We start from the raw sequence: 24432 nt of genomic DNA, 5'->3' as shown, positions 1-24432 counted from the left end.
TGCCCACGCGGCGTGGGCACCACCCGGGGCGGTCGGGGGTCAGCGTTCGAAGGCGTCCTTGGCCTTCTCGCCGGACTGCTTCAGATTTCCCGCGACGCGATCCGTTTTCCCTTCCGTCCGCAGCCGCCTGTTCCCGGTGGCCCGGCCGATGCTCTGCTTGATCTTTCCGCTGAGCACCTGCGTCTTGTCCTTGAACTTCTTTCCCAGGCTCATGGCAGTCCTTTCGCGTCCGTTGGGGTGTACAGGCGCCGTTCTCGCAGGCGGGCCGAAGCCCGAGGCCGGTCACCGGCGGGCGCGGCCGTGGCGGCGATGCCGGTCCTTGCCGACGAATCCGCCGCGGCTGCGGCTGTGTCGGCCGAAACCGAAGATCCAGATGATCAGCACGACGGCTGCCGCGATCCACAGCAGGTGCGCGACGAAGCCGAACCCGAACAGGATCAGGGCCGACAGGAGAAGAGCGATCCAGACGGTCACGGCCGGAACTCCAATGAGCACAGGGAGAATTCCCTGAGTTCCGCGGGGTCCGGGCGAAGCTGGACGGAGGGCGCCGCCCGGAGAATGCCGGAGCGTCGTAGTCCTGCGCCGTGATGCCCAGTCAACGCCCGGCGGCCTCCCCTGTCAACGAACTGGCGATAGTGACGGGTTCCGGCTCCGGCGCCGATGCGCCCCGGTCCCCGGCAGCGTGAGACCCCTTCCGCTCCGAGGAGGCGCGTGATACGCGTAGGTGCCGGACTCTCCCGCACCGCCCTCGGGCTTCCGCTTTCCGCGAGGGCTGAACCCCGCGGCCTCCGTCTTGCGCCATCGGCCCTGGTGCTCGCCAAGAGCGTTCGCCATGGACCGGCGGCGCGAGTCTCCTGACGCGCGGAAGAATCCCGCGGACGCCACCTCGGCTCGGCGACACCGATTACCACCGCAATGTCGGCTCCTACTGCCAGCGCCCACGCGGCTGACCTCGTCGTCACACCGGGCGGGTACCGGGAACGTTCCCGGCGCCAGTCCGGTGTGCTCCTTGACCGGTCCGGGGCAGAGATATCGGGTTGGTGCGATGACGACGTCGGTGCCGGCCCGCGGATACGGCCGCCAGGAGCAGAGCCCGGCGGTCAGGCGGGGTTGCCATATGGCGCCGGCCGCTGCACTGTGCTTCACACAGGTGCCTGCGCACGCTGTGGGAGAACCGGCCGCCGCCGGGAGGAGAACCGGTACCGGCGGCGGCCGGACGCTGGAGAGCGGGGCTCCTTTCCCCGCCTCCAGCGTGGATCCGCCCTTCCTGGCCGGCAGGGTCGCGTGGGGTGATCGGAAGCCCCTGGCGGACAGGCCGGGAAGGGCGGGGCCGGGGAACGCGCGCTGAGGAACGCAATCTCCGGCCGTCCTTGTGGGCACTGCGGCCTCGGGGTCCGGGAAGCCGGGCCGGGCAGCATGCATGCTCCGGCCTTGTGGGGGAGGCTAGACGCCCTCCATGAGGGCGGACAAGGCATCAGAACCGGACACGCTCGATATCCGGACCGACCGTGTACCAGCCGTCACTGGGCACACCTCTCCGACTCCTCATCTCATCCCCGGGTCCACCCCGTCCGCTTCACGGGGCCGCTCAGTGCCTGCGTTGTGCGCCAGGCCATCCCGGTTCGCCGCGGTCCGCTCTCCGAGGGGGAGGACCAGCACCCGCAGGGCGGTTGGACCGGGCGGCCGGCGGATCTCTCCGATGTCCTGCCATCCCCAGGACCGGAAGGCGGCGCAGGTCGCGCGGTCGGCCTGATCCACCTGGGTGGCACCGAGCGACGCCTGATGGCCGGTGAGCAGCCGCTCCTGCAAGTGACCGGCGATTCCGCGGTCGCCCTCGTGCGGATGAACCACGATCTCGGTGATCGCGAAGACATGCCCGGACGCAGTGAGCCGCTCGATGTCCTGCGGGAGCGCCCCGGAGAACCCTTGCCACCAAGTGCCGTCACGCCGTACGGCGAATCCGAAGGCACATCCCACCAGGACCGACGCCTCCGCTGCCTCCGTGGCCTCCGCGATCACCATGTCGAACCCGGGGCGACGGACGTCATCGGCAAGGCGCCGCAGGAAACCCTCGCGACTGCGGTACTCCTCACCGGGTTCGGTGCCGACGGACTCCACGTAGAGATCCGCCAGGTCCTCACGCTGGCCTTCGGCCTGCCAGCGGCTCAGCCCGCGCAGATACAGCTCACCCCTCTCTGATGGCATGTCGCCCTCCAGATGCCGTGCCTGCCCCGGCCCGGAACGGGCCGTCACAGCACACCACCCACGGCAGTGGCCATGGCCGGAACGAGCCGGTGTACTGCCCCGAAGGGCTGTGGTTGCAGGGCGGGAGAGCTCCCGGCCGGATCGCCCGGGAGAGCAGGCACCATGTCACCGTCCGGGAGGGCGAGGAGGATGGAGGCGGTGCCGGTAAGGGCGAGGAGCCGGACCAGCAGCGGAGGCGGGTAGTGCAGGCGCAGGGTCCCGCCGACCTCAGCAGTGCGGCACGCGGCGGCGAGGAAGACGTTGAGACCGCTGCAGTCGCAGAAGGTGACAGGGGTGAGGTCGACGTCGATGGTGCGGATGCCCTCGCGCAGACACCGCTCCAGCGTCTCGCGCACCAAGGGAACCGAGACCAGGTCGATCTCACCGGCCAGGGTGATCAGCGCACGGTTCTTTCTGTCGTGCCGGTAGACGTTCAGCATCTGATGGGTGGGCATGGCGCCTCGGTTCAGGAGACCGGCCGGGGCAGCGCCGAGCAGTGATGCCGGGCTCCGGCACCTCCTGGGCGTACTCCCGGTTCAACTACAGGTGGCCGGGTGAATGGCCGGTCCAGCAGCCCGTGTTCCGGAGCGGAGGACTCGGCTGGTTCCCCTGGGGGTGCGCTGAGCGGCCGGACGGATGGTCCGCTCCCCACAGGCACCTTGCGTCGAACAGTAGTGAGCCGTCGGGGTCCGGGACGTCCACTCGGCAGCATAGACCCTGGCCTGGCTCAACGGGCGGGGGAAGAAGGTGACTTCTCACGGACCCGCAGTAACCGTGGGCGCGGTCCGGCTCCGCTCGTGACCCGCCGGGCAGCCCTTAGGTGCAGGCCTTGGCCGCGGCGGTGTTGGCGGCCGCGGCGGTGGTGTAGGCGGCGGCGCTGGCGGCGGCCGCGGTGGCGGCTGCCTTGGCGGCTTCGGCCGCGGTGCTGGCGTCGGCGGCGATGACGGTGGCGGGTTGGCCGACATCGTTGGCGAGGGTCTTGGCTGCGGCAGCGGCGGTGGCCGCGTTGGCGACGTTGGCCGCGGCGGCGGTGGCCGCGTCGACGTTCGCCGCGTCGGCGGCGGCCTTGGCGGTCAGGCAGGCGGTGGAGGGGTCGCGGTGTGCTGACGCCGAGTGTGCAGGGGTGGTGGCGTCGGCGGGTGCGCCCGCGCCGACCAGGCCCCCTGCGGCCAGCACGGGTACGGCCAGCAGTCCGGCGATACGGATACCGATGGCAGTGTTCATGACGGGTCTCCATAACGTTCTGCGATGCGTTACCGCCGGGGCAGAGTGCCAGAGACCTCTATGGAGTCGGTCCGCCGTCGGGCCGCACCGTTGTCCTACCAGCATGGGCGTCCACAAGGGGAAGCGGTAGTTCTCGTTCAGGTGAATTCGGGCCGTATGGCTGCGCCGGTGGAGGCCCTTGGTGTGCAAGCAGACAACTGAAGGCTCAAACGACGGGGTCCTACTCCGAATTCGGAGTAGGACCCCGCTCGACGTTGTCGAGGTGTCACGCCATGCCTGAGCCACTCACGTCTACACGCCCAAACTGCTCAAGAAGGCCAGGAGCTGAGGCGCGATGCCGGCCGCTGCGCCACTCGCGATTCCGATTACGCTGTCGATCAAACCACCCATGAACACTCCTCGTATCGGTAACTCCCATTGTCTGAGGGGGACTTCACCTGCCACGGCTGTTCGGCCGCTGGCTCACCCGCACGAGGGACAACTCGCTGTGGCATGGAGAAGACCGTGCGGATGGGGTGTCGTCATGTCGCGACATCCTGGCCGCACGGCCTTCTTGCTTGTGTCTTCGCCGGTCCGCTGTGCCCCGGTGGTCCGGGGTGGGCTGTCTCAGCAGGTGCCGCTGCCGGTTCCGGGGGTGCCGTGTGCGCCGTTGCCGACGCCGCCGAGCCCGCCGGTGCCGCCGGGGCCGCAGTGACCGATCATGCCGGTGCCGGTGGCCGCCCCGCCGTCGCCGCCGGCCCCGCCTGCACCACCCGTGCCGTTGGTGCCGCTGTTGCCACCGTTACCGCCTGTTCCGCCGGCCCCGCCATTGTTGTTGCTGCCGGTCGCCGCACCGCCGGCCCCGCCGTGACCGCCGGCCCCGCCGGTGCTGACAGTGGAGTTGCCGCCGAGCCCGCCGACACCGCCGGTCGCGCCGTTGCTGCCGGAGGCCGTCCCGGCCCCGCCGGCCCCGCCGATGCCCCCGGCGCCGCCGGCCCCGCCGCTCGGGCCGGAGTTGCCTCCGTTGCCACCGGCTCCACCGAAGCCTGTGGCGCCTGCGCCGCCGACCCCACCGTTGCCGCCGGCGCCGCCTGCTCCGCCGCCCCAGCCGGCCCCGCCGTTGCCGCCGGTCCCGCCCGCGCAGCCGGGGGCGCCGTTGCCGCCGTCGGTGCCGGGCCAGCCTGCCGGGTGGGTGGGAGTGCCGTCGGCGCCGTTTTGCCCGTTGGTGCCGGAGCAGGCTGCGACCGGCGGGGTCGTGCCCACGGCCAGGGCCGCGGTGGGCACCGCGGTGAGCATCACCGCGGCGAAGAGGGCTCGCATGCCCAGCAGGGCGGTAGGCCGTCGTTTTCCACTCATGACGCAATCTCCTTGAAGGAGGTGGGTGTCAGCTCGTGAACACCCGCTGTGGTGCAGTCTGTTGGCGCCTTCCCGGATGGCCGGGACTCAGTCGCCCATTTCCCCGTACCACCCGCGAGTCGGACAGCGGGGAGAGGTGTGTGTGGCCCCGGCCAGGGGCCGTCGCGCGCTTTCGGCCCATTCCGGATCGTCTCCGACGCTAATGCGCATACGATGAATAAGCCAGATGCAGAGCTTTTAAGCAGCTAAGTCGTTTTATCTTCTTGAGTTTTCGCTTCCGTGGCGATGTAAAGAGACGGGCTCTCGCCGTGAGGCCGCACCAATGCCCGGACCGCAGGTGAGCGATGGTCCGCACTCACGCTGCGCGACCAGTCTGGAATTCGAGAGTGAAGAACTGGGAGTCCTTCCAACGGCTGACCAATGCTACGCATTTCCGCAAGAAGGGAAAAGTTGTCCTGCGTATCGCCCTGCGGCTGAGGGGGTACGTCTGAGCTCGCTGCGTACAGACGCAGTGCCCGCATCAGCGAGGCAGTCGAGCTACTTCCAGGGGGTTTCATGAGATTCCGTCGCGCCCTTCTCGCCCTTGCCGGGGCCGCCGTTCTGGCCACCGGCACGACCGCGCTCCTGCCCGTGACCGCCCAGGCGCGGGTGATGGCCGTCGCCTGCGACGAGCCATCGCTGATCACCGCCGTGAACGCCGCGAACGCCGCGGGCGGCGGCACGGTGACCCTGACCCCGGGCTGTACGTACACCCTCACCGCCAGCCACGGCGACGACGGCGTCAACGGGCCCACCGGGCTCCCGATCATCACCACGCCCATCACCTTCGAGGGCAACGCCAACACCATCACCCGCGCCGGGGCGTCCAACTTCCGCATCGCCCAGGTCGGCACCACCGGCGGGCTTACGCTCAAGGCCGTCACTCTCAGCGGTGGTCATACGGCCACGAACGGCGGCGGCATCCTCAACTTCGGCGCGGTCACCCTCACCGGAAGCGAGCTGAACAACAACGCCGCCGACGGCACCGGCGGTGCCATCTACAGCACCGGCGGTGCGGCAGCGGCGACGTTCACCAGCAGCAACGTCAAGAACAACACCGCGCACCAGGCCGCCGGCATCGCGAGCGTGAACTCGACCCTCACCCTCACCAGCAGCGTGGTCAGCGGCAATGCCGCGGGCATCAATCCCGGTGGCATCTACTATGTCGCAGGCACCGCAACGCTCAACACTTCCTCGGTGACCGCCAACACCCCCACGAACTGCACCGGCAGCCCCTCCGTCGTCCCCGGCTGCGTCGGATAACACCGCCCCACCGCTGGAGCGCCAACCGGACCAGACCGGGCCGCCCGCAACCGTTGCGGGCGGCCCGGGCCGCTGTTCGTCCGCAGTGCGCCGCGAACACCCCTGTTGTCAGGGCTCCTTGACGGATGCCGCACCTGTCAGGGTAGCCTGACAGGTATGGGAGTTTCGGAGGAATCCCCGGCCGCCGATCTGGTCGGCCAGGTCACCGGCAAGGATCCGGCCGTCGGACTCGGCGCGGTCGTCGCACTGCGGCGGCTGCTGGAGGAACTGGAGCGCCTGCACGTCGACAGCGCGCGGGACCAGGGCTGGACCTGGCAGAGCATCGCGACGGCGCTGCAGGTGAGTCGGCAGTCGGTGCACGAGAAGCACGCGACCAGGCGCAAGGCCACGGGTAAGGAGAACTGACGTGTTCGAATACTTCACCGACCGCGCGAAGCGGTCCATCGTCGCGGCCCAGGACGAGGCGCTCTCGCTCGGCCACGACTTCATGGGTACCGAGCACCTGCTGCTCGGGCTGGTCGGCATCACCGACAGCAACGCGGGCGCGGTGCTGGCCGACCAGGGCGTCGAGGCCGACCGCGCCCGCGAGGTGACCGTGCGCCTGCTGGACGCGGCGGGCGTCCCCGCGACGGGCGGCCAGGCGGCACGCGACGCGCTCTCCTCGCTCGGCATCGACGTCGCCGAGATCCAGCGCCGCGCCGACGACAACTTCGGCCCGGGCGCGTTCCAGTTCCCGCGCCCGGCCTACACCCCGCACGCGAAGAAGGCCCTGGAACAGACGATCAGCGAGGCCCGCGAGCTCGGGCAGGAGCGTTTCGGTACGGAACACATGCTGCTCGCCCTCCTGGCCGTCGGCCCCAGCGACACCGAGGTCGCCGCCACGGACGTGCTCAACGCATTGGACGTCGACCTCTCCGCCGTCCATACGGCCATCCACGCGCGCATCGCCGACGCATAGCGGGTGGCGCAGCACGCGGTGGTTTCCGTGCCCCCGGCCTGTGGGTGCGGACGGCCCTCAAGAACAGGTGCTGTAGCAGACTGTGGTTCATGAACGGCCCTGTGATCAAGCATCGTGTCCCGTACTACTCCCAGTGGGAGTCCGCAGCCCTGGTGCCTGATTTCGTCACCGGCATCAGGGCGGCGGCTCAGGACCCGCTGTGGCAGCAGTCCGGAGCGGATACGGCCCAGGAGTACGACTTCTGGGCGCGCCGCATGTGCGGAATGGCGTGTCTGCGTATGGCTCTCGACTTCTGGGGCCACCCCGTACCCCCTTCGGTTCCACTCGTGCGTGACTTCCTCGAGGCAGGCGCCTACGTCCTGCAAGGGCAAGAAGTGAAGGGCCTGATCTATCAACCCTTCGCCGACCATGTGGAGAGCCGATGGGGACTGAACGCCCGCTCCGCCCCCCAGCTGTCCGTGGAGCAGGTGGCCGAGGATGTGCGGTCCGGGAACCTCGTGATGCTGTCGGTCCATCCGAGCATCCGCACCCTGGAACCGGCCCCGCCGGGCCGTGGCGGGCACCTCGTCCTCGCGGTCGGGGCCACCTCCGAGCACGTGCTGATCCACAATCCTTCCGGGCTTCCGGGACGGTCACAGGAGTTCGCTCCTGTCCCTTGGCAGGACCTGCCGCGCTTCTTCGCCGGCCGAGGGGTGGTTCTCGGGAAACACTGAGGATGTGTGCGCGATGAGCAGTGCTGCCGAAGCGAAAGGTGTTGCCCAGGCTCGGCCGGGCGCGTTGCGGTCACCGCACTCTGAAGATCACGCTCTCTGGAAAGCCAGGCCGGCTCCCGGCACGTCACGCGGTGGGAGTCACTGTGACCCCCGGCTTCCCTGCCGTTTCCGTTCGAGGGGCGGGACGCTGACCGTGGGGGTGAAGTAGCCCGGCGGGTACGGCTCGTCGACCGGGCGGCCGTCGGCCTCGACCCACGCGTGCCCGCGGAAGGGACGGGTCCGGACGCCCGCGCACCATGTGGGCCAGGTGCCTTCGAGGCGGCACAGGAGCGCGGTGGCCAGGGAGCGCTGGAGACAGCCCTGGCCCGCGCAGCGGGTGCTGACGGCGACGACCGCGGTCCGGGCGGCCAGCGCCTGCTCGTAACCGGCGGGCACGGCGCCCCGGCGCAGGAACGCGCACAGCCGGCGGAGCCGGCCGGGGGTCAGCCTCAGGAGCGGGCGGGCGGCGGCGACGGCCAGCCTCGCCCGGAGCCGGTGGCGCCACGGCACATCGCTGGGCTGATGGAGCGTCACGGACTGGCTCATCGGGATCCTCCGGCGATCGTGGTGCGCAGCCACCGCTCGGCGGCCAGCGTCGGGTCGAGGGGCCAGATCGTGCCGGTATCGCGGTGCGGCGCGACCCGGGCGGCGCGCAGCGCGGCCGCGCCCGGTCCGGCGGCCGCGACCCGTACCGCACCCGCGTGCACGACGGTCATCCCGCCGGGTGCCCACCGGCCCAGGAGCCAGGGGCGCCCGGAGGCGTGAGGGATCTCCTCCAGGGCTCCGCTGTCGCGCAGCAGACGTGCCGCGGCCCCACCCGCATCCGTATCGGGCAGAACGGCGAACCACGTGCCGTCGTCCGGGAAGTGGGCCGTGTCCGCCGTCACCAGGCCTGGTTGTCCCGCGAGTCCTCCTCGACGTATCCGTGGCCCAGCGTCACGTCCGCGAAGTCGCCCATGTCCGTCAGGGCCGGAGGGAGGTAGACCTCGGGGGCCTCGCCCACGGGTTTGTCGGCATCCATCACGGCTCTCCTTTCCGCCTCCCGCGCGGGTTGCGCCCGCGCGCCTCGGCCAAGCGTGGCAGTGAGGGCGACAAGGGGCAATGAGGCCTCGACAAACCTCAATGGGACCGGCCGGCCCCCTGGTTCTCCTCAGGGTGCCGGGTGGGGACCGGCCGCTGCGCCGAGCATGATCTCCCTGACCCGGTCGAGGTACTTCGGCACACCCGCTGTGGCCTCCGGGGTGTCCGGCATGCTGACCACAAGGTCGGCCCGGTCGGGGAACCAGTTGAGCCACAGTGATACGCCACTGGCGTTGTCGGGGCCGGTCAGGACCGTCGCGTCCGCGCGCAGGTAGTCACGGGAGCCCGGCGCGGCCCGTCCGTCCACGTAGGACGCCATCGGGGGAATGGTCGGGGCGTCGCCGTCCTCGAGGAGCAGTTCGAGCGCTCGGTGCAGCGGCACGTCGTATCCCGCGCGGGCTCGCTGGAAGCCTTGCTGTGCGGAGGCGATCGCGTCGGCGAGCGTCGGTGAGGCGGGCAGCCGGAACAGCAACGGCACGAGGTTGACCAACCAGCCGTGCACCGGGAGCAGCCGTGGGTAGGCCCTGGTCGACACGGCGGTGAGCACTCGGTAGACGTCGTTTCCGGTGAACTCCCACTGCGCGAGGGCCAGCGCGGCGAAGGCGCCCGCGCCGAACCCGCCGCCGTGCCGGGCGCAATAGGCGCGGAACGCGCGCGCCTCGGCGCCTGTGAGCACCGGGTAGTGGATTCGCGTGGCGGCGAGCAGTTCGTCGGCGTCGTTGCCCAGATGGACGGGGAAGCCGGGGAAGCCGCCGTCCTCCACTGCCAGGAACTCCGACCACGCGGCGAGCTCAGGCGAGGCTGCCGTCAGCGACGCGGAGCGTTCCCGCTCGTGGCGGTTGTGGTCCAGGTAGCCGGGTGCCGGTGCCAGGTCGAGCGGGGCGCCGCAGCAGGCCGCGTGGTACCGGGCGCGGATCTCGTCGAACAGCAGGGCCAGGGAGTGCCCGTCGGTATAGGCGTGATCGACCGCGAAGTACACGGTGGACGCCGTGTCCCGTCGGATCACTCCGGCCAGCACACCCGGCCGGCCCGTCGTGGTCTGTTCATCGATCCGCCGGTGCAGGTAGGTGCGCAGGTCGTCCGCGTCCGTGAAGTCGCCGACGCGCGCCGGGCGCACCGTGAGGGAATCAGGTGGCAGACGGAACCCGGCCAGGTTCTCGGGCTCGTACCAGGTGTGGAAAGCCTCGTGCCGCCGCACAAGTCCTCGCCACGCGTCGGCGAGCGCGTCGAGATCGGCCCGTCCCTCCAGGTCGAACGCCATGGCCACCCACGGCGACTGCCGTCGTCCGGCGGCGCGGTTGGCGGCCGTCGACCGCAGGTGCGCCTGCTGGAAGTGCGACGCGGGCACGGTGTGCGGTACGGGTGCCCGGTCGGTGGTCAGCTCGAACTCGACCACTTCACCCGGCTCGGGTCGCCAGTCGAGGATCTGGGTCATACGCACGGTGGGGTCTCCTCCTGCATCGGGCGGCGGGCTAGGCGGGCGTGGGCACGGCTTCGGTCCGGTCGTCGTCCGCGACACGGGCGGCGGCGTGCGCGGCGGCCAGAACGAAGCGTTCGACGTTCGCGCGCGCAACGGCCGTGTCAGGGAAGCGCGTTGACAAGTGCACGCCGCGCTCACTCCTGGTCAGCCACACGTACACCTCGGCCGGACCGTGGATTCGGCTGCGCAGCATCGTGTCTTCCGGCTGTGGCGGGGCGCTGCCCACCACTCGGCGTACATCGAGATAGGACACGACGAACCGGGGGTGGATCTCCCTGCGCAGCATCCGGCTGATGTGCGGCAGCGAACTGCCCGGCCCCGGTCTGCGGCGGCGCAGTTCGGCGGCGGCGAGGGCGACGGTGTCGGTGAAGGCCGCCCCGGGGGTCGTCGGGATCCGAACCGGGTGCAGACCGACGAACCAGCCCGGCGCCGCTCGCCACCGGTCGGGCCGGGTGTTGGCCAGACTCACCACGGACAAGTGCCGCTCACCCGCGACCTTCGCCGCGGCGAGCGCGAGGCAGGCGAGCAGCCCTGCGGCGGTTGTGCCTCCGCCGTCGCGTGACGCGGCGGCGAACCTGTCGGCCGCCGGCCCGTCGAGAAGCCAACGGTAGGCGCTGCACTGCGTGAGCGGTGCCTCGGACGGGCCGAGCGGCAGCGGGAAAGAGGGTGTCCTGCCGCGGGCGTTGCAGAGCAGGCTCCGCCAGTGGTCCGCGTGCTCGGATCCCGTCGACAGCCGATCGACCAGGCTCCGTTCCTCGGCACCGAAGTCCAGGAAGGTCAGCCCGGGCATGCCCGCCGCACGGCCTGCCAGGGCGCCGCGGATCTGCCCCGGGATCATGGCGAGCGTGTAGCCGTCCACGACACCGTGATCCGCCCCCGCGAACACCGTCACCCCGTCCGCGCCCTCGACCGTCGCGAAGACCACCTGCGGCCAGCCCAGTGCGCCGGTGCCGCGGTCGAAGAACGCCTCGATCTGCCGACGGACCGAGGCGCCGTCGGCGAAGACACCGATGTACTCCTGTCGCAACGTGACCATGCTCGCGGGGAGCGTGCGGCGCACACAGCGCTCGCGGGTCGGCACCAGCTTGCTGCGCAGGTGCTCATGTCCGCGCAGCCAGGCCGATATCGCGGAACCGACCTGGTGCCGGCCGACTCGGCCCACGCCGAACGACACTCCGACCCACGCCGGATCCACATGCCGCGGTCCCCTTGCGGCCGCGGCACGCACGTGGTGCTCGTGGACGAGCGCGGGTGCTCGTGGATCGTCCGCCCAGGCCGGGGCCGAGGCGGTCGGTGTCCAGAACACCAGACGGCCGGCGGGAACCGTACTGTCGCCCAATTCTGTGAACTCCAATGTCTTACCGACCCGACAAAATGTGACGCCGGCCTCGAATCACTGTCACGATGCTCTCCTTTTGATGCCTCGGTGCAGCCCGCCGAAACTATCCGGCTGCGATGAAGCCGAGATGAAACAGAGATGTGTTTGCTGGTCGCACGGATCGGGATGAGGGCATGGGAAACCAACCTCTTGTTGCTCTTCGATTGCGCTGGTAGCGTCGGCCCCCGTCATTCATTCCGTACCGCGTCGATTCGTCGACCGCACTGACGGAAGGTCAATTCATGAACGCACGAGCAGACACTGAATCCACTCAAGTCGTGGGCGGTGAAAAACCATCCATGGACTACGCCGAACTGCGTCGCGACCCGGAATACGCCGAGCTGAACCGCGCGCTGCTCGATCTGGTCCCGGTCGGCTCCGGGCCGTCCGTCCTCGACCTGGGGTGCGGAGACGGAGCCGTCAGCGAGCAACTGCTGCTGCGCGACCCGGCCATGTCCCTGGTCGGCGCCGACCCCGACCCGGCCCTGCTCGACGCGGCACAGGCCCGTCTGGGCGACCGGGCCCGTTTCGTCGTGGGCGACGCGGCCTCCGTCGCCCGCTTGTTCCCACGGGACTCCTTCGACACCGTCGTGCTGGCCAACTGCATCCATCTCGTCCCGGACCTCGCCGAGGCGCTCGACGCGATCGGGCAGGTTCTCGCCGGTGGCGGACGCCTGGTGTTCAACTCGGCCTTCTACTCGGGCGCGGAGAGCGCGGCCGACGTACCGGTGTACGCCGAGTTGGTCGGCACGGCCCGCCGCGTCGCCCGCGAACGCGGGCTCCCGCCGGCCCGGTCGGCCGCCGGACGGCCCGCGGGGCTGCGCAGGAGTGCCGGGGACTATCAGGCCGCTCTCGACGCGGGCGGTTTCACCGGCGTGGTCACCACCGAGCGGGCGTTCACCCTCGGCCGGCGCTTTCTCGCCGCATTGTGCTCGACCCCGATGTTCGCCACCGCCGCGTTACCCGGAATCGACCGGCATGTCGCCGCGGAACTGCTCACCGAGACGATGGAAAAGCAATACGAGCGCGCCCCGTTCACGATCACACGGCGCTGCGTGTACTTCTCCGCGATCCGGCCTTGAAAACAGCACGGAAGGAATTCATCATGACCGAGGTAATGAACGTGGTCACCCGGGCCATTGTCGATGTCCGGCCGGACCTGGGTGAATCCAGGACGGAAATCACCCGCGACTCGGCTCTGTTCTACGCCGCCGATCCCGACCAGCCGGTGCTGGGACTCGATTCCATGGAGGCGCTCGAGCTGATCGCCGCGCTGGAGCAGGAATTCGGGGTCGAGCTGGCGGACACCAGTATCAGGATCACCGACCTCCGCACGGTCGGAGACGTGGTCGACGCTATGTCCGGGGCGCTGTGATGTCCCAGGCGGCGCGCAACCGCGTGCTGGTGACCGGTATCGGTGTCGAGTCGTGCGCGGGCGCCACACCGGACGAGTTATGGGACGCCCTGTCCGCGGGACGGCCCGCGATCTCGGCGCTGGAACTCGAGGAACCGCTGCCGTGCCAGGTCGGTGGCGTGGTCAAGGGGTTCGACCCCCGAGAGCACATGTCCGCCCAGCAGATCCGCCGCACCTCGCGCTTTCAGCAGATGTTGTTCGCCGCGGCGATGAAGGCACGGGCGGACGCGGGGCTGCGCACGGCGCCGGGGGCGCTGTACGTCGGCACCGGCGGCGGTGGGCTCGACGAAGCCGCGCAACTCGTGACCGTCCTGCGCCAGAAGGGGTGGTCGCGGATGAACCGGCTCGGCCTGCTCCGTCTGCTGCCCAACCAGGCCGCCGGGCTCGTCGCCCAGGAACTGGACATCACGGGCCCGGTGCTCACCATCTCGACCGCCTGCGCCTCCTCGACGGACGCCATCGGAGCCGGAATGCGCGCGGTGCGTGACGGCACCGCCGACGTGGTCCTCGTCGGCGGCGTGGAGAGCTGGCTGGACCTGCCGTGCCTGGCATCGTTCTGCTTGCTGGACGCGCTCTCCCAGCGACCCGCCGCGGAGGCGGCCGGCGCCTCCCGGCCCTTCGACCGTGACCGCGACGGCATGGTGCCGGCCGAAGGAGCCGCCGTGCTCGTGCTGGAGTCCGAGCGGTCCGCGCTGCGCCGGGGCGCGACCGTGCACGGCGAGGTGCTCGGCGCCGCGTCCACCTGCGACGCCCACCACCCGGTGGCTCCCCGGGCGGACGGCGCGACAGCGGCCAGAACGATCGAGCTGGCCTGCGCCGACGCCGGTCTCGACACCGCTGCCGTGGACCTGGTCAGCGCGCACGGAACATCGACACCGCTCAACGACCGGGCCGAAACCACGGCCATCAAGCTCGCGTTCGGCTCCCACGCGCGACACGTGGCGATCACGGCACCCAAATCGGTCATCGGTCACGCCTGCGGCGCGTGCGGGATCCTGGAGAGCGTCGGCGTGCTGCTCGCCATCCGCAACAAGTATGTGCCACCCACCGCGAACCTGGAGAACCCCGACCCCGACTGCGACTTGGACTACACCCCGCTTGTGGGCCGGTTCGCACCGATCAATGTCGCCATCAAGCAGAACTTCGGGTTCGGTGGCCAGAACTCGGCTGTGGTGTTCGGCGCCGCGTGACAGTACGCACCGGTCGGTGAACCGGGCCCGGGCCGTGGCCGGTGGCTTGGGCGGCCGTGGTCAGTGGCCGCCGGTGGGGCGGTCGCAGCCGGAGTGGTCGGGGTAGCCGCCGAAGGCGTCGGCCTGTGTGGAGTCCCGGTTCATCGTGCCCTCCAGGCACAGCGGAGAGGCGTCGACGTCGATGAGGAAGCCGACCCCGGTGGGGCCGTTCTGGTACGACTGCACCTTCCCGGCAGGGTAGCCGAGGGCGGTGAGTGTGCTGCGGACGCTCTCCGGGGCGAAATCACCGCGCTTGCGCAGCGGTTCGAGCGCGCTCTTGACGCGTCCGACAGCCGCGAGTCCGTCGCAGCGCTGCCGGCCGTGCAGGGGGAAGGGGACCATGAAGCCGTGGTTCTCGGCGTAGTGGTCGGTGGGCGGCACGGCCGGATCCGGGGTGCCCGCGGTCGTCGGTGGCGCCGGTGTGGGGCTCTCGCCGGGGCATGGGGAGTCCGTCGGCGTGCCCGGCGTCGCCACGGACTTGGCCGTACCGGCGTCATCCCCTGGGCGGTGCGTCCCGCACCCCGCCGCGAACATGGCCAGCACCGCCAAAGGCAGCATTCCGAGCCGGACCCCCGTCGTCCTGGTCATTGTCATGTCCCGATTCTCCCCGGCATCGGGCCCGGGAGTTCACCCAGGGTGGGTGCAGCCCGTCGCGCGGTGGGGATCGCCGCTGTCGAGTGGGGGCGAGGATGCCCGGTAGGTGCGGGCGAGGTGGTCCTGGAGGCGGGCGTGGCGGAACTGGTAGACCGCGCCGGCCTGGCGGAGCACGCCCCGCTGGTAGGCGTCCTCGAGGAAGGTGACGACGGCCCAGGGCAGTCGGCCGGTCAGCGGCAGCCAGATCCGGGCGAAGACCACCCACTGGCCCCAGGCGGACAGGCAGAGTCCGTAGCCGAGGACGCCGCCGAGCCCGCTGATGAAGCCGAGCTTGAACCCGGCCGTGAGATTCCAGATGAACTGGCTGCCCAGGAGTGCCGAAATGGGCCGGATCATCGCCCCGGCCCAGATGCCGACGAGAAGCCCGAAGGCGGGTGCCCAGACGGCGAATTGGGCGATGACCGCTCGGTAGTTCGTACGCAGCAGGCTGACCGGGTTGACGGCGGACCGGATGTCGAGAGGGCTTTCGAGAAGGGCCAGGAGTCCGAAGGAGGGGCCGGCTGCCAGCGTCAGCACGAGCCCGAAGAACACGCCGTCGTCGAAGCCGATGCGCAGGGCGGCCGGGAGGGTGAGGTGGTTGAGGACGCCGATGAGCACTCCGTGCAGAAGGCCGTAGCCGAAGCCGAAGACGAGCCCGCACAGCGACCCGATCAGGAATCGGGTGGCGGTTCCCCGCCGGGTCCTCCCCGCCCTGCCGAATATCCTCATGCCCACGTTGGACGGCGGCACCGCCGAGTCCTTGGCCGCGACCATGAACCAGTGAGCGATCCCGAAGATGAGTCCGGCTAGGGGCCCTACCAGCAGCGCGTCCGCGAGTTGGAAGCTGAGGGGGTCGAAGAGGGCGCCGACGGCACAGTTGACGAGCCCGATGGTCAGACTGATCACCAGCGCGGTCACCAGCGTGCGGGTGGAGCGGCGCAGTCCTGAACCGAGCCGCCACCACTCCAGGTTGGGGGTGTCGAGCCGGGCCAGGTGGTGGGCGAGGTAGCCGAGCCAGTACTGGGCGCGTTCCGGGTCGAAGCCGCGGCGCGGCCCGCCGACCGGGCCGTGCTCCGGCCGAAGACGGTAGGCAGTGGCGATGAAGTTGTCGAGGAGGTGGACCTCCAGCTCCTCGGGACTGCCGAATCGCCGGGTGTCCAGCAGCGAGGCCGGGTCACGGTCGGGGGTGTCGCTGTAGACGGCGCGGGCGAGCGTGACCATCAGCGGGGTGGTCAGCACCGCGGCGAGGTTGGCGCCGCCCTGGCTGCTCGGCCGCTCGTGCAGCTCGCTCAGCACGGGGTCCCACGCGGTCGTCGCCGGGTCCCCGCCGCGGGCCTTGCGCGTGGTGCGCGGCAGGTAGTCGGCCAGGTCGCTCAGGGCGAGATCGTCGAGCTCCACCGCGGCGGCGGACGTGAGCACGTCGGTCTCCGCCACCGCGGCGGCGTACTCGGACGGACGGCTCGTCAGCAGCAGGGGAAGGGCGGTGGCGTTGAGCGCCTCCAACGCGGGACGGTTCAGTCCGTCGGCGATCTCGTCGAAGCCGTCCAGCACGGGGAGCACCCGGCCGCTCTCGACCAGCGCGGCGGCCAGGCTCGGCCCGCCGGGTGCCGGGGCGGCGAGACCGGGATGGTCGCGGGTCAGCTGTGCGGTGAGCCAGTCCCGGAACGTGATGGCGGTGGGGTCCCACGCGCCGATGCTGAAGATCACCGGTACGGCCTCGGCGCGGGCCCTCGACTTCAAGTAGTCCAGGACGAACCGCGTGGTGAGGATCGTCTTCCCGGAACCGGGCCGGCCCAGCACCACCAGCCGCCCGGACGGTATTCGCCGGTACACGCCCACGATCTCGTCCAGCCGCCCGCCGAGGTCCAGCGGGCCGTGCGTGCCTCCGGCGGGCAGGCGCCGGATGTTGGCCCAGTGGTCGGTCAGCTCTTCGGGGGCCTGCCGCCAGCGCACCGGCAGCGGGTACGGATCGTGCACCTGCCGCTGCTCCTCCTCGCGTTGCCAGCGGGCAGCCACCGCGTGGGCGAGTTGCTCGGCGACGTCGGCCAGGGTCTCGTGCAACACCGAAGCCGGCTGTGCGGTGACCGGTTCGACGCGGTCGGGCGAGTCGTCGGGCTGGATCCTCTGCCCGGTCCGGTGGACGGCGGCCGCCAGCAGTTCCTCGCGTTCGGCCGGTCCCAGTCCGAGCGCGTCGGCCAGCAGCCGCACGGTGGTCACCCTGGGGTCGGCACGCTCACCGGTCTCCAGCCCGCGGATGGTGCGCACGCCCACCCCGGCGCGCTCCGCCAGGGTCTCCTGGGTCATTCCCGCGTTGTGCCGCAGCCGCCGTAACAGCGCGCTGAACTCACTGGCCACCGATCACAACCTCCCCCTCGAATATGTGGTTTCCCCAGGTGAGGGACTCTAGCGTGGGCCACCGGCCGCATACGGCCGGTCCCCTGGCCTGTTTGTTTTCCGGCGCCGGAGCCAGCGTCGACGGCATGCGCCGCAGGGAGCGGCCCGAAGCCCGGGGAGCCACGATGCCGATCACCGCGACCACCGGCCAGCCGACCGCCACCACGCTCAGACACCAGGAGCGCGAGGTGCTCTACGCGGTCGGCTGTGGCCTCAGGGACAACGAGATCGCCGCCACCCTCGCCATCCCCGAGGACGCCGTGGCCGGACACCTCGCACGGATCCTCGTCAAACTCGGGCTGCGCGACCGGGCCGCCGCCATCGTCCACGCCTTCGACTGCGGCCTGGTCGCCCCCGGCCGCGGCCCCCGCAGACAAGTGACGAACCCGGTGCCACCGGCTGCCACCCGCCGCGCGCCCGAGCCGCGGTTACAGATCTCGATACTCGGACCACTGCGGGCATGGCGCGACGGACAGCCCCTGGACCTCGGTCATCTGCGCCAGCAGGCCGTACTGACAGCGCTGGCGCTGTGCCTGGGCCGGACGGTCAGCCAGCAGGAACTGCTCGACGGGGTGTGGGGGGAGGAGCCGCCGAACACGAACGTGGTGCCGGTGTACATCTACCGGCTGCGCAAGATCCTGCGCGTGGGCGGCAGCCCGGACCCGGCGATCGAGCGCGATCGGTGCGGTTACCGGCTGCTCCCCGGCGCGGCCACCGTGGACGTGGCGCGCGTGGAGGAACTGGTCACCGCGGCCGGTACGGCCGAGCGGGCGGGCGAGCTGACCGAGGCGGTCCGTGCCTGCTCCCAGGCGCTGGACCTGTTCCGTGGAGAGCCCCTGGCCGGCCTGCCCGGGCCGTTCGCCGAACTGGAGCGGCTGCGGCTCACCGAGCGCAGGACCGTCCTCGTGCAGCGGAAGCTCGAGTGGCAGCTGCGGCTGGGCCGGCACTCCGAGGCGATCGCCGAGCTGTCGGCCCTGGCCGTGGCGCAGCCCCTGAACGAACCGGTCGCCACCATGCTGATGCGCGCGCTGTACCTCGGCGGCCGACAGGCCGACGCATTGACCGTGTTCGACCGCACCCGCCGCCGTCTGGCCGATGACCTGGGAGTCTCTCCGGGCCGGATGCTGAGGCAGACGCACCGGATGATTCTGCGCGGGGACGAAGCCTGCCTCGGCCTCACCGGACCGACGCGGTGACCGGACCGACGCGGCGTACGCGCAGCGACGAGCTGCTGCTGGCGAGGATCTCGGCGGCGGCCGGCCGCGAGCACCTCGGCAGGCGGCGTGCCACCTACGCGGGAGCCGCGCACACGGCACACGCGAGGGCCCTGCGGGACAGGGGGATACGTGGTCTGCTGGCCTTCGTCCGGTACGGCATGCCTTCCGCGACGAACGCGCACGATGACGCGCGACTGGACCTGTACGACCACGGAATGACGGTTGCCGTCAAGGGGCGGATCCACGTCGTCCGCTACGACACCACCTCCGTATTCCAGACGAACACCCCGCACTCGCACGACGCGGCCCACGTCGGGACCGCCTACACGCTCACCGACGTCGACGGGGAGCGGATCGTACTGCGTGGCAGGCCGGAGCACGGCGACGCGGCGGAATGGCGGTCCGAGATCCAGTCGGGCGTCACCCGCGCCCAACTGCCCCGGGCACTGGCCGCGCTCGACAAGGGCGAGCGCCTGACCTTCGGCGGCATCTGGCTGACCAGGGAAGAGATCGGGTACGGAGAGGCTCGCGCGCGGTGGCCGCAGGTCCGGAACATCTGGATCCGGAAGGGCGCCGTCAAGCTCGACATCGACGGGGCGTGGCACGAACCGGGCTCCAGGGTCTCCGAGATCCCGAACCTCTTCCTGCTCCGCGCGCTCGTCGAGCTGTTTCATCGCGATGTCAACGGCAGTGTCTAACGTCGGATCGCTTCAAGGCAGTTGTGTGCTGCCCCGACTCGAGGAGGAACAGAGTGATGACTCCGGCCCGCAGATGGAAGAAGACGATCCGTGCCGTCGGCGCGGCAGCGGCGATGGTGGCCGTCACCGCCTTGGCGCCCACCGTCGCCCACGCCGATCCGGCACGTCATTACTACCTGGAGCTCGGCGGCACGGGCTCGGCGGCGCCCGCGCCCGACTGCACCAGCAGCTACATATTCGCCAACAAGCACCTCAACGGGGGCATACCGGTGCCCGTCTGCTATCCGGCGAGCGCCGGACCCTGGCTCAACGGCCACAACGTCCCCGACCTGACCGCACCGAACTTCGACGCCAGCGCGCGCGAGGGATACCGCAATCTGCTGGCCGCCGCCGAGGACACCTACCGCCGAGACCCGGGCGCCCGCCTCACGATCGTCGGCTACTCACAAGGCGCGCAAGTGGCCGACCAGGTGCTCCAGACGATAGCCAACGGCGGCACCGACATACCGCGCTCGAAGGTGAACGGCATGCTCTACGCCGACCCGATGCAGCCGGGCACCGGCATCTGGGCCCTGCTGCCCAAGGGCTGGAGCGCCCTGGGCTTCACCTCTCCCGGCGCCGGCCCGGCGAAGTTCGAGGGCGTCCCGGTGCAGCGCTTCTGCATCCGCACCGACGGGGTGTGCGACGCGACGTCGCTGACGTCCATCGGTGGCTTCCTGACCCAGCACCCCAAGTACTGGCAGGACGGCGACATCATGACGAAGACCATCGGCAACGACGGCGGCGAGGGAGTCGTCTGGTACGACTCCTGACAGCCCGCTCGCGACGCCGCCCACCGGCCGGCCTCGCCGCGCCCGATCGTGCTCACGCCGCCGGGGCGTGCGGTGCTGCCGCACGCCCCGGCCGCGCCGGCCGACGCCGACAAGGTCAGGTCCGCCGCCCTGCGGGTCAACGGCACCGACGTCGGCGAGCCGCGGCCGACCGTCCTGCGGCTGGATGAACGCCGCTATTTTCCCGGCAGCTGATGGGTAACGGCCTGGGTGCGCGGTCGTCGTACGGCGGCGCGCTGTTCATCACGGAGGTGGAGCATGGCGCAGTGCCCCGGAGCGTCCCCGTACCCGATCCCGCCCGCGGTCCAGGAAGCGTACGGCCCGGCCGATCTCGGCTCGATGCCCCTGTTCGCCGGGGGATTCATCAACTTCGGCTACTGGCAGGGCATCGACCTCGACCAGCCGCTGACCGAACACGACCGGATCAGCAGCGAGCTGGCCATGTACCGCCACGTGCTCGGCACCTTGGCGCCCACCGAAGGGCTACGGGCCCTGGAGGTCGGCTGCGGGCGGGGGATCGGTGGTGCGATGGCACTGGAGGAGTACGGCTTCGCGCACGTCACCGGCATGGACATCCATCCGCAGCAGCTCGAACGTGCTCAGCAGGCCAACTCCGCTCTGCTGGCCCGCCGCCCGGAACAGCTGCGCTTCGCCCGCGGCGCGGCTGAGAGCATGCCGTTCGACGACGGCGAGTTCGACCGCGTGCACAGCGTCGAAGCCGCCCAGCACTTCCGCGACCTCGACGCGTTCGCCCGGGAGACCGCACGCGTGCTGCGGCCCGGCGGCCGCGCCGCCGTCGCCAGCTTCTTCGTCCCCGACGCCGACCCGGCCCGAGCCGCACGGCTGGCCGAACTGCTCGACACCTTCGCCACCGGCCTGGACGTCGCGCACACCATCCCCCTGCTGACCGGCAGCCTCGAACGGGCAGGACTGACCGGAATCCGCGTCACCCCGATCGGGGCGTCGGTGTGGGCCGGCTGGGACCGCTGGCTGGCCGAGACGTGGAAGCCCGGCACGTGGCCTCGCAATTTCTTGCGGGCCTACCGTGAAGGAACCCTCGACTACTTCACGGTCACCGCGGAACGGCCCGAGGAATGACGGAGGATGAGTCCGTAGCGATGTTCTCTCCATGCTCCGGCGCGCAGAGGTCACCGTCGACCGGTCCGGCCGCCACGCGGCACTCCGTCCGGGCCGGTCGGCGCTACCGGCCGATCAGCGGGATCGCGGGAAAAGTGTGGTCCTGCCAGATGAGGCGGGAGGTTTCCTCCGGGTAGGCGGTGACGGTCGGCCGGGTGTCGAAGAGCTGCACGAGGCATTGCCCGGTGTCGTACGCGGGCCAGCCCGGGTCGCCGTGGGCGGCGAACGCCGTCCACGCGGCGCGCATGCGGGTGGACAGCGCCTCCGCCTCCGGGGACGGGCCCTCGCCGATCAGCACGGCAGGCCGGCCGCGGTCCAGGTTGCCGAAGACGAGCGGCACGTCGAGGCCGTGGCAGGCGCCGAAGGCACCGCCCATGCCCGGAGCGGGCCAGGTCAGCTCGTAGACGTGGGCACGGCCTCCGGCGGCGGTCCGGGCCCGGGCGAGATGGAGGCTCGGCATGCGGAACAGCCAGTCGGAGTGGACCAGTTCGTAGAGCTCGTCCGGGCCCGCGGCCGGGAAGCCGTCGAGGTAACGGCGTGCGCCGTCCTGGCCGGGGCCGAAGACGTGCAGGGCTCTCGCCGCCTGCTCCTGTGTCACCTGGCCGAGCAGGCCGTCGAGCGCGGTGAACAGCCGTTGTTCGTCGCGGGTGTGGCCGACGAGGAGTCCGACGTCCCGCCCGGCGCCTTCGGCCAGGGCCTGCCACGGAGTGACCGGCAGGGCGTCACCGTCGACGACCGGCGAGAACGGGATCGACCTGTGCGCGATCCGCCCCCAGCGTCCCGCCCACTGGGCCATCTTGGCGCCGACCGCATCACCGGCGGCGGACAGCCGGGCCGGGGCCACCGTGGACAGGTCGGCCACCGTGGGCCTCAGCCCCAGCTCGGAGGCGCAGGCAGTCGCGATGTCGGCGGCGAGCTCCGGCGAGAAGAACGTGCCCTGCACACTCTGCGCGACGGCCCGGCCGAAGAGCCCGGCCGCGCGTGGCATCGCCAGCAGCGCGGCGACCGATCCGGCGCCCGCCGACTGGCCGAAGACCGTGACGCGGGCCGGGTCGCCGCCGAAGGCCCGGATGTTCTCACCCACCCACTCCAGAGCGGCGACCTGGTCGAGCAGACCCCGGTTGGCGGGCGCCCCCTCGATCTGCCCGAAACCCTCCAGACCCACCCGGTAGTTGAACGTCACCACGACGACACCGCGACGCGCCAGGCGGGCGCCGTCGTACTCGGGAAGACCGGACATGCCGATCGTGTAGGCGCCGCCCTGGATCCACACCATCACCGGCAGCCCTGCGCCCGGGCCCGGCTCGGGCGACCAGACGTTGACCGTCAGCCAGTCGTCGCCCACCGCATCCCGCGACAGCGCGTCCATGCCGAAATGGCCGCCCTGAGGTGGCGGCGGTCCGTACGACACCGCCGCCCGCACCCCGTCCCACCCCCGCACCGGCCGTGGCGCGGCGAAACGCAGCGAGCCGACCGGCGGCTCGGCGAACGGGATGCCACGGAAGACCGCCACCCCCGCCTCCCGGCTGCCGCGCAGCGCCCCGGCCGCCGCGCGGACTTCGGGCCGGGACCCGGACGGTTCGGACGCGACGACGGTCATCACAACTCCCTCTCCGTCCGGGTGGAGCGCGATCACAGGGGTTCGCGTCGGCTCCGGACACTCCGGATGGTCCCGCCGCGTCACGACGCGCGCCAGCCATTTATGGATGGCCCGTGGCCTGGCCATCAGGTCGGCGCTCTGTGGGCCAGGGGAGCCGGAGCGGGTGTGGACGGGGCCCGTGGCAGCCTGCGGCACAAGGACACCCCGGCCTTCCAGGCCACTGCGCGGGAGCGGCTGTAAGTTGAACCGCATCGAGCGCGTGTGGCGCTCGGTGAAGTGCGAGGACATACCCGTCCGCGCCTACACCAGCTACCTGGAACTGCACGTCGCCGTCAACCACGCGATGACACGACACGCAACAGCCCTGGAACCGTCCACAACGCGCTCACCCGAGACCGCTCAGCCGCGCCGCAGAGTATCCTGAACGGCCTCGGCCATGCTGGCTTCGCCCTTCGCGTTGGGGTGGAAGGCCATGGCCTGGAGGGGGTTCACGGGCACCATGCCCTCGACCCAGCGGTCGTTGCGGGGCTGGCAGGCGTCGTGTCCGACGGTCGGCGTGTAGGTGTCGACGTAGGACGCGCCGGCCGCCTTCGCCTCATGGCTGAGCATCGTGTTGAGGCTGCGCATCGTGTCCCGCAGGTAGGGAATGTCGCCTACCGGCAGCCGCAGGGAGGCCTTGCAGCCTTCTGCGTCCTCGGACTTCTCCGAAAGGAACGCGGGATAGCCGACGACGAGCACGCGCGCATGCGGCGACCGCTCGCGGATCTCCTTGAGGACGTCGGCGACCTTCGGAGCCGTCTGCAGGATGCGCTCTTCGAGCTCGTCGACGCCGCCCGCGGTGTAGCGCCGCTCGCAGGGGTTGCCGTCCGGGACCGGTCGGAGCGCGTAGGTACAGTTCTTGATGATCTCGCCGAAGCCGATGTCATTGCCGCCGATACCGAGCGAGACCAGGGTGGTGTCCTTCTTGAGCGCGTCCAGCTGCGCGGGATTGTCCATCCCGGGCTGCGGCCGCCACATGTCGTTCGTCGTGGCGCTGCCGCAGCTGATGTCCCGGAAGCTTGCGGGCGTCAGCCAGCTGGAAGTCAAGGACGGGTAGTTGCTGTTGGAGCGCGCACACCAGGAGCCGTCCTGGACCGGGATGAAGGGGCCGGAGGTGAACGAGTCGCCAAGGGCGACATAGTGCTCTGCCCGCGGCCGCGGGGCCGACTGGGACGCGGCGGTCGCAGGCGCGAGGGCACCTGCGGTCAGGGCCGCTGCGGCGCCGCATGCCGCGAGAACTAATCGGGCTCTGCGCTGGCCGGCCGACGCGGTGGAAGTACGGAACATCTGTGCCTCCTCGTAGTGGAAGATCCGGGCGCCAACATTCGAGGGCGGCATGACCGGCGTCAATCGACATCCCTAAATGTCATGTAAATGTGGCTGGATACCAGGACTTCGGCGTCCAGTTGGCCGGGCTTGACGGAGTCGTCCGGGACTGGGCGCGTTCACGGGTATGTCGCCCCCCGGTACGGCGAAGATGCCGTGCCA

General features: G+C 70.8%; 27 protein-coding genes. 12 read left to right on the top strand and 15 right to left on the bottom strand.

Annotated features, from left to right (window positions below):
* Positions 1-39: 39 nt before the first annotated feature.
* The 6 genes from DXZ73_RS05060 to DXZ73_RS37910 all read right to left on the bottom strand — a co-directional run bounded on the left by DXZ73_RS05060 (position 40) and on the right by DXZ73_RS37910 (position 4803).
* A complete protein-coding gene (locus tag DXZ73_RS05060) occupies positions 40-213 on the bottom strand; it encodes a CsbD family protein (protein ID WP_116209821.1) in 174 nt (57 codons plus the stop codon).
* 69 nt (positions 214-282) lie between these two features.
* Positions 283-474 (bottom strand): hydrophobic protein, encoded by a 192-nt coding sequence (locus tag DXZ73_RS05055; RefSeq protein ID WP_116209820.1) that lies wholly within the window; start codon positions 472-474, stop codon positions 283-285.
* A gap of 1071 nt (positions 475-1545) precedes the next feature.
* Positions 1546-2205, bottom strand: a complete 660-nt coding sequence (locus DXZ73_RS05050) for a hypothetical protein (protein WP_205519110.1) — start codon at positions 2203-2205, stop codon at positions 1546-1548.
* A 44-nt stretch (positions 2206-2249) separates the two neighbouring features.
* On the bottom strand, positions 2250-2699 hold the full coding sequence (locus tag DXZ73_RS05045; RefSeq protein WP_116209819.1) for an STAS domain-containing protein: 450 nt from the start codon (positions 2697-2699) through the stop codon (positions 2250-2252).
* A gap of 361 nt (positions 2700-3060) precedes the next feature.
* Positions 3061-3468, bottom strand: coding sequence for a hypothetical protein (locus tag DXZ73_RS05040; RefSeq protein ID WP_116209818.1), 408 nt, complete (start codon positions 3466-3468; stop codon positions 3061-3063).
* A 606-nt stretch (positions 3469-4074) separates the two neighbouring features.
* A complete protein-coding gene (locus tag DXZ73_RS37910; protein WP_162890048.1) occupies positions 4075-4803 on the bottom strand; it encodes a hypothetical protein in 729 nt (242 codons plus the stop codon).
* A gap of 555 nt (positions 4804-5358) precedes the next feature.
* Here DXZ73_RS37910 and DXZ73_RS05030 point away from each other — a divergent pair.
* The 4 genes from DXZ73_RS05030 (at position 5359) to DXZ73_RS05015 (ending at position 7776) form a co-directional block, all read left to right on the top strand.
* Positions 5359-6105 carry a hypothetical protein gene (locus DXZ73_RS05030; RefSeq protein WP_240351190.1) on the top strand — a complete coding sequence of 249 codons (747 nt, stop codon included), beginning with the start codon at positions 5359-5361 and terminating at the stop codon, positions 6103-6105.
* Positions 6106-6261: 156 nt separating this feature from the next.
* The gene (locus DXZ73_RS05025; protein ID WP_116209817.1) at positions 6262-6510 is read left to right on the top strand and encodes a hypothetical protein; all 249 of its coding nucleotides are present in this window, start codon (positions 6262-6264) and stop codon (positions 6508-6510) included.
* Position 6511: 1 nt separating this feature from the next.
* Complete coding sequence (locus DXZ73_RS40030; RefSeq protein WP_116209816.1) at positions 6512-7063, top strand: Clp protease N-terminal domain-containing protein; 552 nt, start codon at positions 6512-6514, stop codon at positions 7061-7063.
* 89 nt (positions 7064-7152) lie between these two features.
* A complete protein-coding gene (locus DXZ73_RS05015; RefSeq protein ID WP_116209815.1) occupies positions 7153-7776 on the top strand; it encodes a C39 family peptidase in 624 nt (207 codons plus the stop codon).
* Between the two features lie 138 nt (positions 7777-7914).
* On the opposite strand, the gene DXZ73_RS05010 is transcribed toward DXZ73_RS05015, so the two are convergent.
* The 5 genes from DXZ73_RS05010 to DXZ73_RS04990 all read right to left on the bottom strand — a co-directional run bounded on the left by DXZ73_RS05010 (position 7915) and on the right by DXZ73_RS04990 (position 11537).
* Positions 7915-8361, bottom strand: coding sequence for a lasso peptide biosynthesis B2 protein (locus DXZ73_RS05010; protein ID WP_116209814.1), 447 nt, complete (start codon positions 8359-8361; stop codon positions 7915-7917).
* Positions 8358-8702: a hypothetical protein gene (locus tag DXZ73_RS05005; protein ID WP_116209813.1), complete on the bottom strand. Its 345-nt coding sequence runs from the start codon at positions 8700-8702 to the stop codon at positions 8358-8360. The genes DXZ73_RS05010 and DXZ73_RS05005 overlap by 4 nt, the downstream gene beginning before the upstream one ends.
* Entirely contained in the window at positions 8699-8836 is a 138-nt protein-coding gene (locus DXZ73_RS05000; RefSeq protein WP_116209812.1) for a lasso RiPP family leader peptide-containing protein, read from the bottom strand. Before DXZ73_RS05000 ends, DXZ73_RS05005 begins: the two co-directional genes overlap by 4 nt.
* 129 nt (positions 8837-8965) lie before the next feature.
* Positions 8966-10330, bottom strand: coding sequence for a condensation domain-containing protein (locus DXZ73_RS04995; RefSeq protein WP_116209811.1), 1365 nt, complete (start codon positions 10328-10330; stop codon positions 8966-8968).
* 37 nt (positions 10331-10367) lie between these two features.
* A complete protein-coding gene (locus DXZ73_RS04990; RefSeq protein ID WP_162890046.1) occupies positions 10368-11537 on the bottom strand; it encodes a hypothetical protein in 1170 nt (389 codons plus the stop codon).
* A 515-nt stretch (positions 11538-12052) separates the two neighbouring features.
* Between DXZ73_RS04990 and DXZ73_RS04985 the strand changes: the two genes are divergently transcribed.
* From DXZ73_RS04985 to DXZ73_RS04975, 3 genes are read left to right on the top strand one after another with little or no spacing between them, the layout of a single operon-like run.
* Entirely contained in the window at positions 12053-12835 is a 783-nt protein-coding gene (locus tag DXZ73_RS04985) for a class I SAM-dependent methyltransferase (RefSeq protein WP_162890045.1), read from the top strand.
* Positions 12836-12858: 23 nt separating this feature from the next.
* Complete coding sequence (locus DXZ73_RS04980; protein WP_116209808.1) at positions 12859-13128, top strand: acyl carrier protein; 270 nt, start codon at positions 12859-12861, stop codon at positions 13126-13128.
* Entirely contained in the window at positions 13128-14357 is a 1230-nt protein-coding gene (locus tag DXZ73_RS04975) for a beta-ketoacyl-[acyl-carrier-protein] synthase family protein (protein ID WP_116209807.1), read from the top strand. The genes DXZ73_RS04980 and DXZ73_RS04975 overlap by 1 nt, the downstream gene beginning before the upstream one ends.
* A gap of 60 nt (positions 14358-14417) precedes the next feature.
* On the opposite strand, the gene DXZ73_RS38730 is transcribed toward DXZ73_RS04975, so the two are convergent.
* A complete protein-coding gene (locus DXZ73_RS38730) occupies positions 14418-14990 on the bottom strand; it encodes a hypothetical protein (protein ID WP_205519109.1) in 573 nt (190 codons plus the stop codon).
* Positions 14991-15023: 33 nt separating this feature from the next.
* Positions 15024-17384: an XRE family transcriptional regulator gene (locus DXZ73_RS04965; protein WP_116209806.1), complete on the bottom strand. Its 2361-nt coding sequence runs from the start codon at positions 17382-17384 to the stop codon at positions 15024-15026.
* A gap of 164 nt (positions 17385-17548) precedes the next feature.
* Between DXZ73_RS04965 and DXZ73_RS04960 the strand changes: the two genes are divergently transcribed.
* From DXZ73_RS04960 to DXZ73_RS04945, 5 genes are all read left to right on the top strand, one after another.
* Positions 17549-18619, top strand: coding sequence for a BTAD domain-containing putative transcriptional regulator (locus tag DXZ73_RS04960; RefSeq protein ID WP_116209805.1), 1071 nt, complete (start codon positions 17549-17551; stop codon positions 18617-18619).
* Positions 18616-19338, top strand: coding sequence for a DUF6585 family protein (locus tag DXZ73_RS04955; protein WP_240351186.1), 723 nt, complete (start codon positions 18616-18618; stop codon positions 19336-19338). The genes DXZ73_RS04960 and DXZ73_RS04955 overlap by 4 nt, the downstream gene beginning before the upstream one ends.
* Positions 19339-19394: 56 nt before the next feature.
* Positions 19395-20150, top strand: coding sequence for a PE-PPE domain-containing protein (locus DXZ73_RS04950; RefSeq protein WP_116209804.1), 756 nt, complete (start codon positions 19395-19397; stop codon positions 20148-20150).
* 48 nt (positions 20151-20198) lie between these two features.
* Positions 20199-20363 (top strand): hypothetical protein, encoded by a 165-nt coding sequence (locus DXZ73_RS37905; RefSeq protein WP_162890044.1) that lies wholly within the window; start codon positions 20199-20201, stop codon positions 20361-20363.
* Between the two features lie 63 nt (positions 20364-20426).
* The gene (locus tag DXZ73_RS04945; RefSeq protein ID WP_116209803.1) at positions 20427-21266 is read left to right on the top strand and encodes a class I SAM-dependent methyltransferase; all 840 of its coding nucleotides are present in this window, start codon (positions 20427-20429) and stop codon (positions 21264-21266) included.
* A 103-nt stretch (positions 21267-21369) separates the two neighbouring features.
* On the opposite strand, the gene DXZ73_RS04940 is transcribed toward DXZ73_RS04945, so the two are convergent.
* Positions 21370-22905, bottom strand: coding sequence for a carboxylesterase/lipase family protein (locus DXZ73_RS04940; RefSeq protein ID WP_116209802.1), 1536 nt, complete (start codon positions 22903-22905; stop codon positions 21370-21372).
* 399 nt (positions 22906-23304) lie between these two features.
* A complete protein-coding gene (locus tag DXZ73_RS04935) occupies positions 23305-24231 on the bottom strand; it encodes an SGNH/GDSL hydrolase family protein (RefSeq protein ID WP_116209801.1) in 927 nt (308 codons plus the stop codon).
* Positions 24232-24432: the final 201 nt, after the last annotated feature.

The organism is Streptoverticillium olivoreticuli subsp. olivoreticuli (genome assembly GCF_003391135.1).
Taxonomy (GTDB): domain Bacteria; phylum Actinomycetota; class Actinomycetes; order Streptomycetales; family Streptomycetaceae; genus Streptomyces; species Streptomyces blastmyceticus.
Note: the sequence above shows the minus strand (reverse complement) of the source record. Positions and strands in the feature narration are given on the sequence as shown.

Excerpts from the sequence above, each read along its gene's own strand:
- DXZ73_RS04980 (WP_116209808.1), top strand. The coding sequence starts at position 12,859 with ATGACCGAGGTAATGAACGTGGTCACCCGGGCCATTGTCGATGTCCGG.
- DXZ73_RS05045 (WP_116209819.1), bottom strand. The coding sequence starts at position 2,699 with ATGCCCACCCATCAGATGCTGAACGTCTACCGGCACGACAGAAAGAAC.
- DXZ73_RS04975 (WP_116209807.1), top strand. The coding sequence starts at position 13,128 with ATGTCCCAGGCGGCGCGCAACCGCGTGCTGGTGACCGGTATCGGTGTC.
- DXZ73_RS04960 (WP_116209805.1), top strand. The coding sequence starts at position 17,549 with ATGCCGATCACCGCGACCACCGGCCAGCCGACCGCCACCACGCTCAGA.
- DXZ73_RS37910 (WP_162890048.1), bottom strand. The coding sequence starts at position 4,803 with ATGAGTGGAAAACGACGGCCTACCGCCCTGCTGGGCATGCGAGCCCTC.
- DXZ73_RS04995 (WP_116209811.1), bottom strand. The coding sequence starts at position 10,330 with ATGACCCAGATCCTCGACTGGCGACCCGAGCCGGGTGAAGTGGTCGAG.
- DXZ73_RS05010 (WP_116209814.1), bottom strand. The coding sequence starts at position 8,361 with ATGAGCCAGTCCGTGACGCTCCATCAGCCCAGCGATGTGCCGTGGCGC.
- DXZ73_RS05030 (WP_240351190.1), top strand. The coding sequence starts at position 5,359 with ATGAGATTCCGTCGCGCCCTTCTCGCCCTTGCCGGGGCCGCCGTTCTG.
- DXZ73_RS05000 (WP_116209812.1), bottom strand. The coding sequence starts at position 8,836 with ATGGATGCCGACAAACCCGTGGGCGAGGCCCCCGAGGTCTACCTCCCT.
- DXZ73_RS04950 (WP_116209804.1), top strand. The coding sequence starts at position 19,395 with ATGACTCCGGCCCGCAGATGGAAGAAGACGATCCGTGCCGTCGGCGCG.
- DXZ73_RS05050 (WP_205519110.1), bottom strand. The coding sequence starts at position 2,205 with ATGCCATCAGAGAGGGGTGAGCTGTATCTGCGCGGGCTGAGCCGCTGG.
- DXZ73_RS04985 (WP_162890045.1), top strand. The coding sequence starts at position 12,053 with ATGGACTACGCCGAACTGCGTCGCGACCCGGAATACGCCGAGCTGAAC.
- DXZ73_RS05060 (WP_116209821.1), bottom strand. The coding sequence starts at position 213 with ATGAGCCTGGGAAAGAAGTTCAAGGACAAGACGCAGGTGCTCAGCGGA.
- DXZ73_RS04935 (WP_116209801.1), bottom strand. The coding sequence starts at position 24,231 with ATGTTCCGTACTTCCACCGCGTCGGCCGGCCAGCGCAGAGCCCGATTA.
- DXZ73_RS05015 (WP_116209815.1), top strand. The coding sequence starts at position 7,153 with ATGAACGGCCCTGTGATCAAGCATCGTGTCCCGTACTACTCCCAGTGG.
- DXZ73_RS05025 (WP_116209817.1), top strand. The coding sequence starts at position 6,262 with ATGGGAGTTTCGGAGGAATCCCCGGCCGCCGATCTGGTCGGCCAGGTC.
- DXZ73_RS38730 (WP_205519109.1), bottom strand. The coding sequence starts at position 14,990 with ATGACAATGACCAGGACGACGGGGGTCCGGCTCGGAATGCTGCCTTTG.
- DXZ73_RS04940 (WP_116209802.1), bottom strand. The coding sequence starts at position 22,905 with ATGACCGTCGTCGCGTCCGAACCGTCCGGGTCCCGGCCCGAAGTCCGC.
- DXZ73_RS04945 (WP_116209803.1), top strand. The coding sequence starts at position 20,427 with ATGGCGCAGTGCCCCGGAGCGTCCCCGTACCCGATCCCGCCCGCGGTC.
- DXZ73_RS05040 (WP_116209818.1), bottom strand. The coding sequence starts at position 3,468 with ATGAACACTGCCATCGGTATCCGTATCGCCGGACTGCTGGCCGTACCC.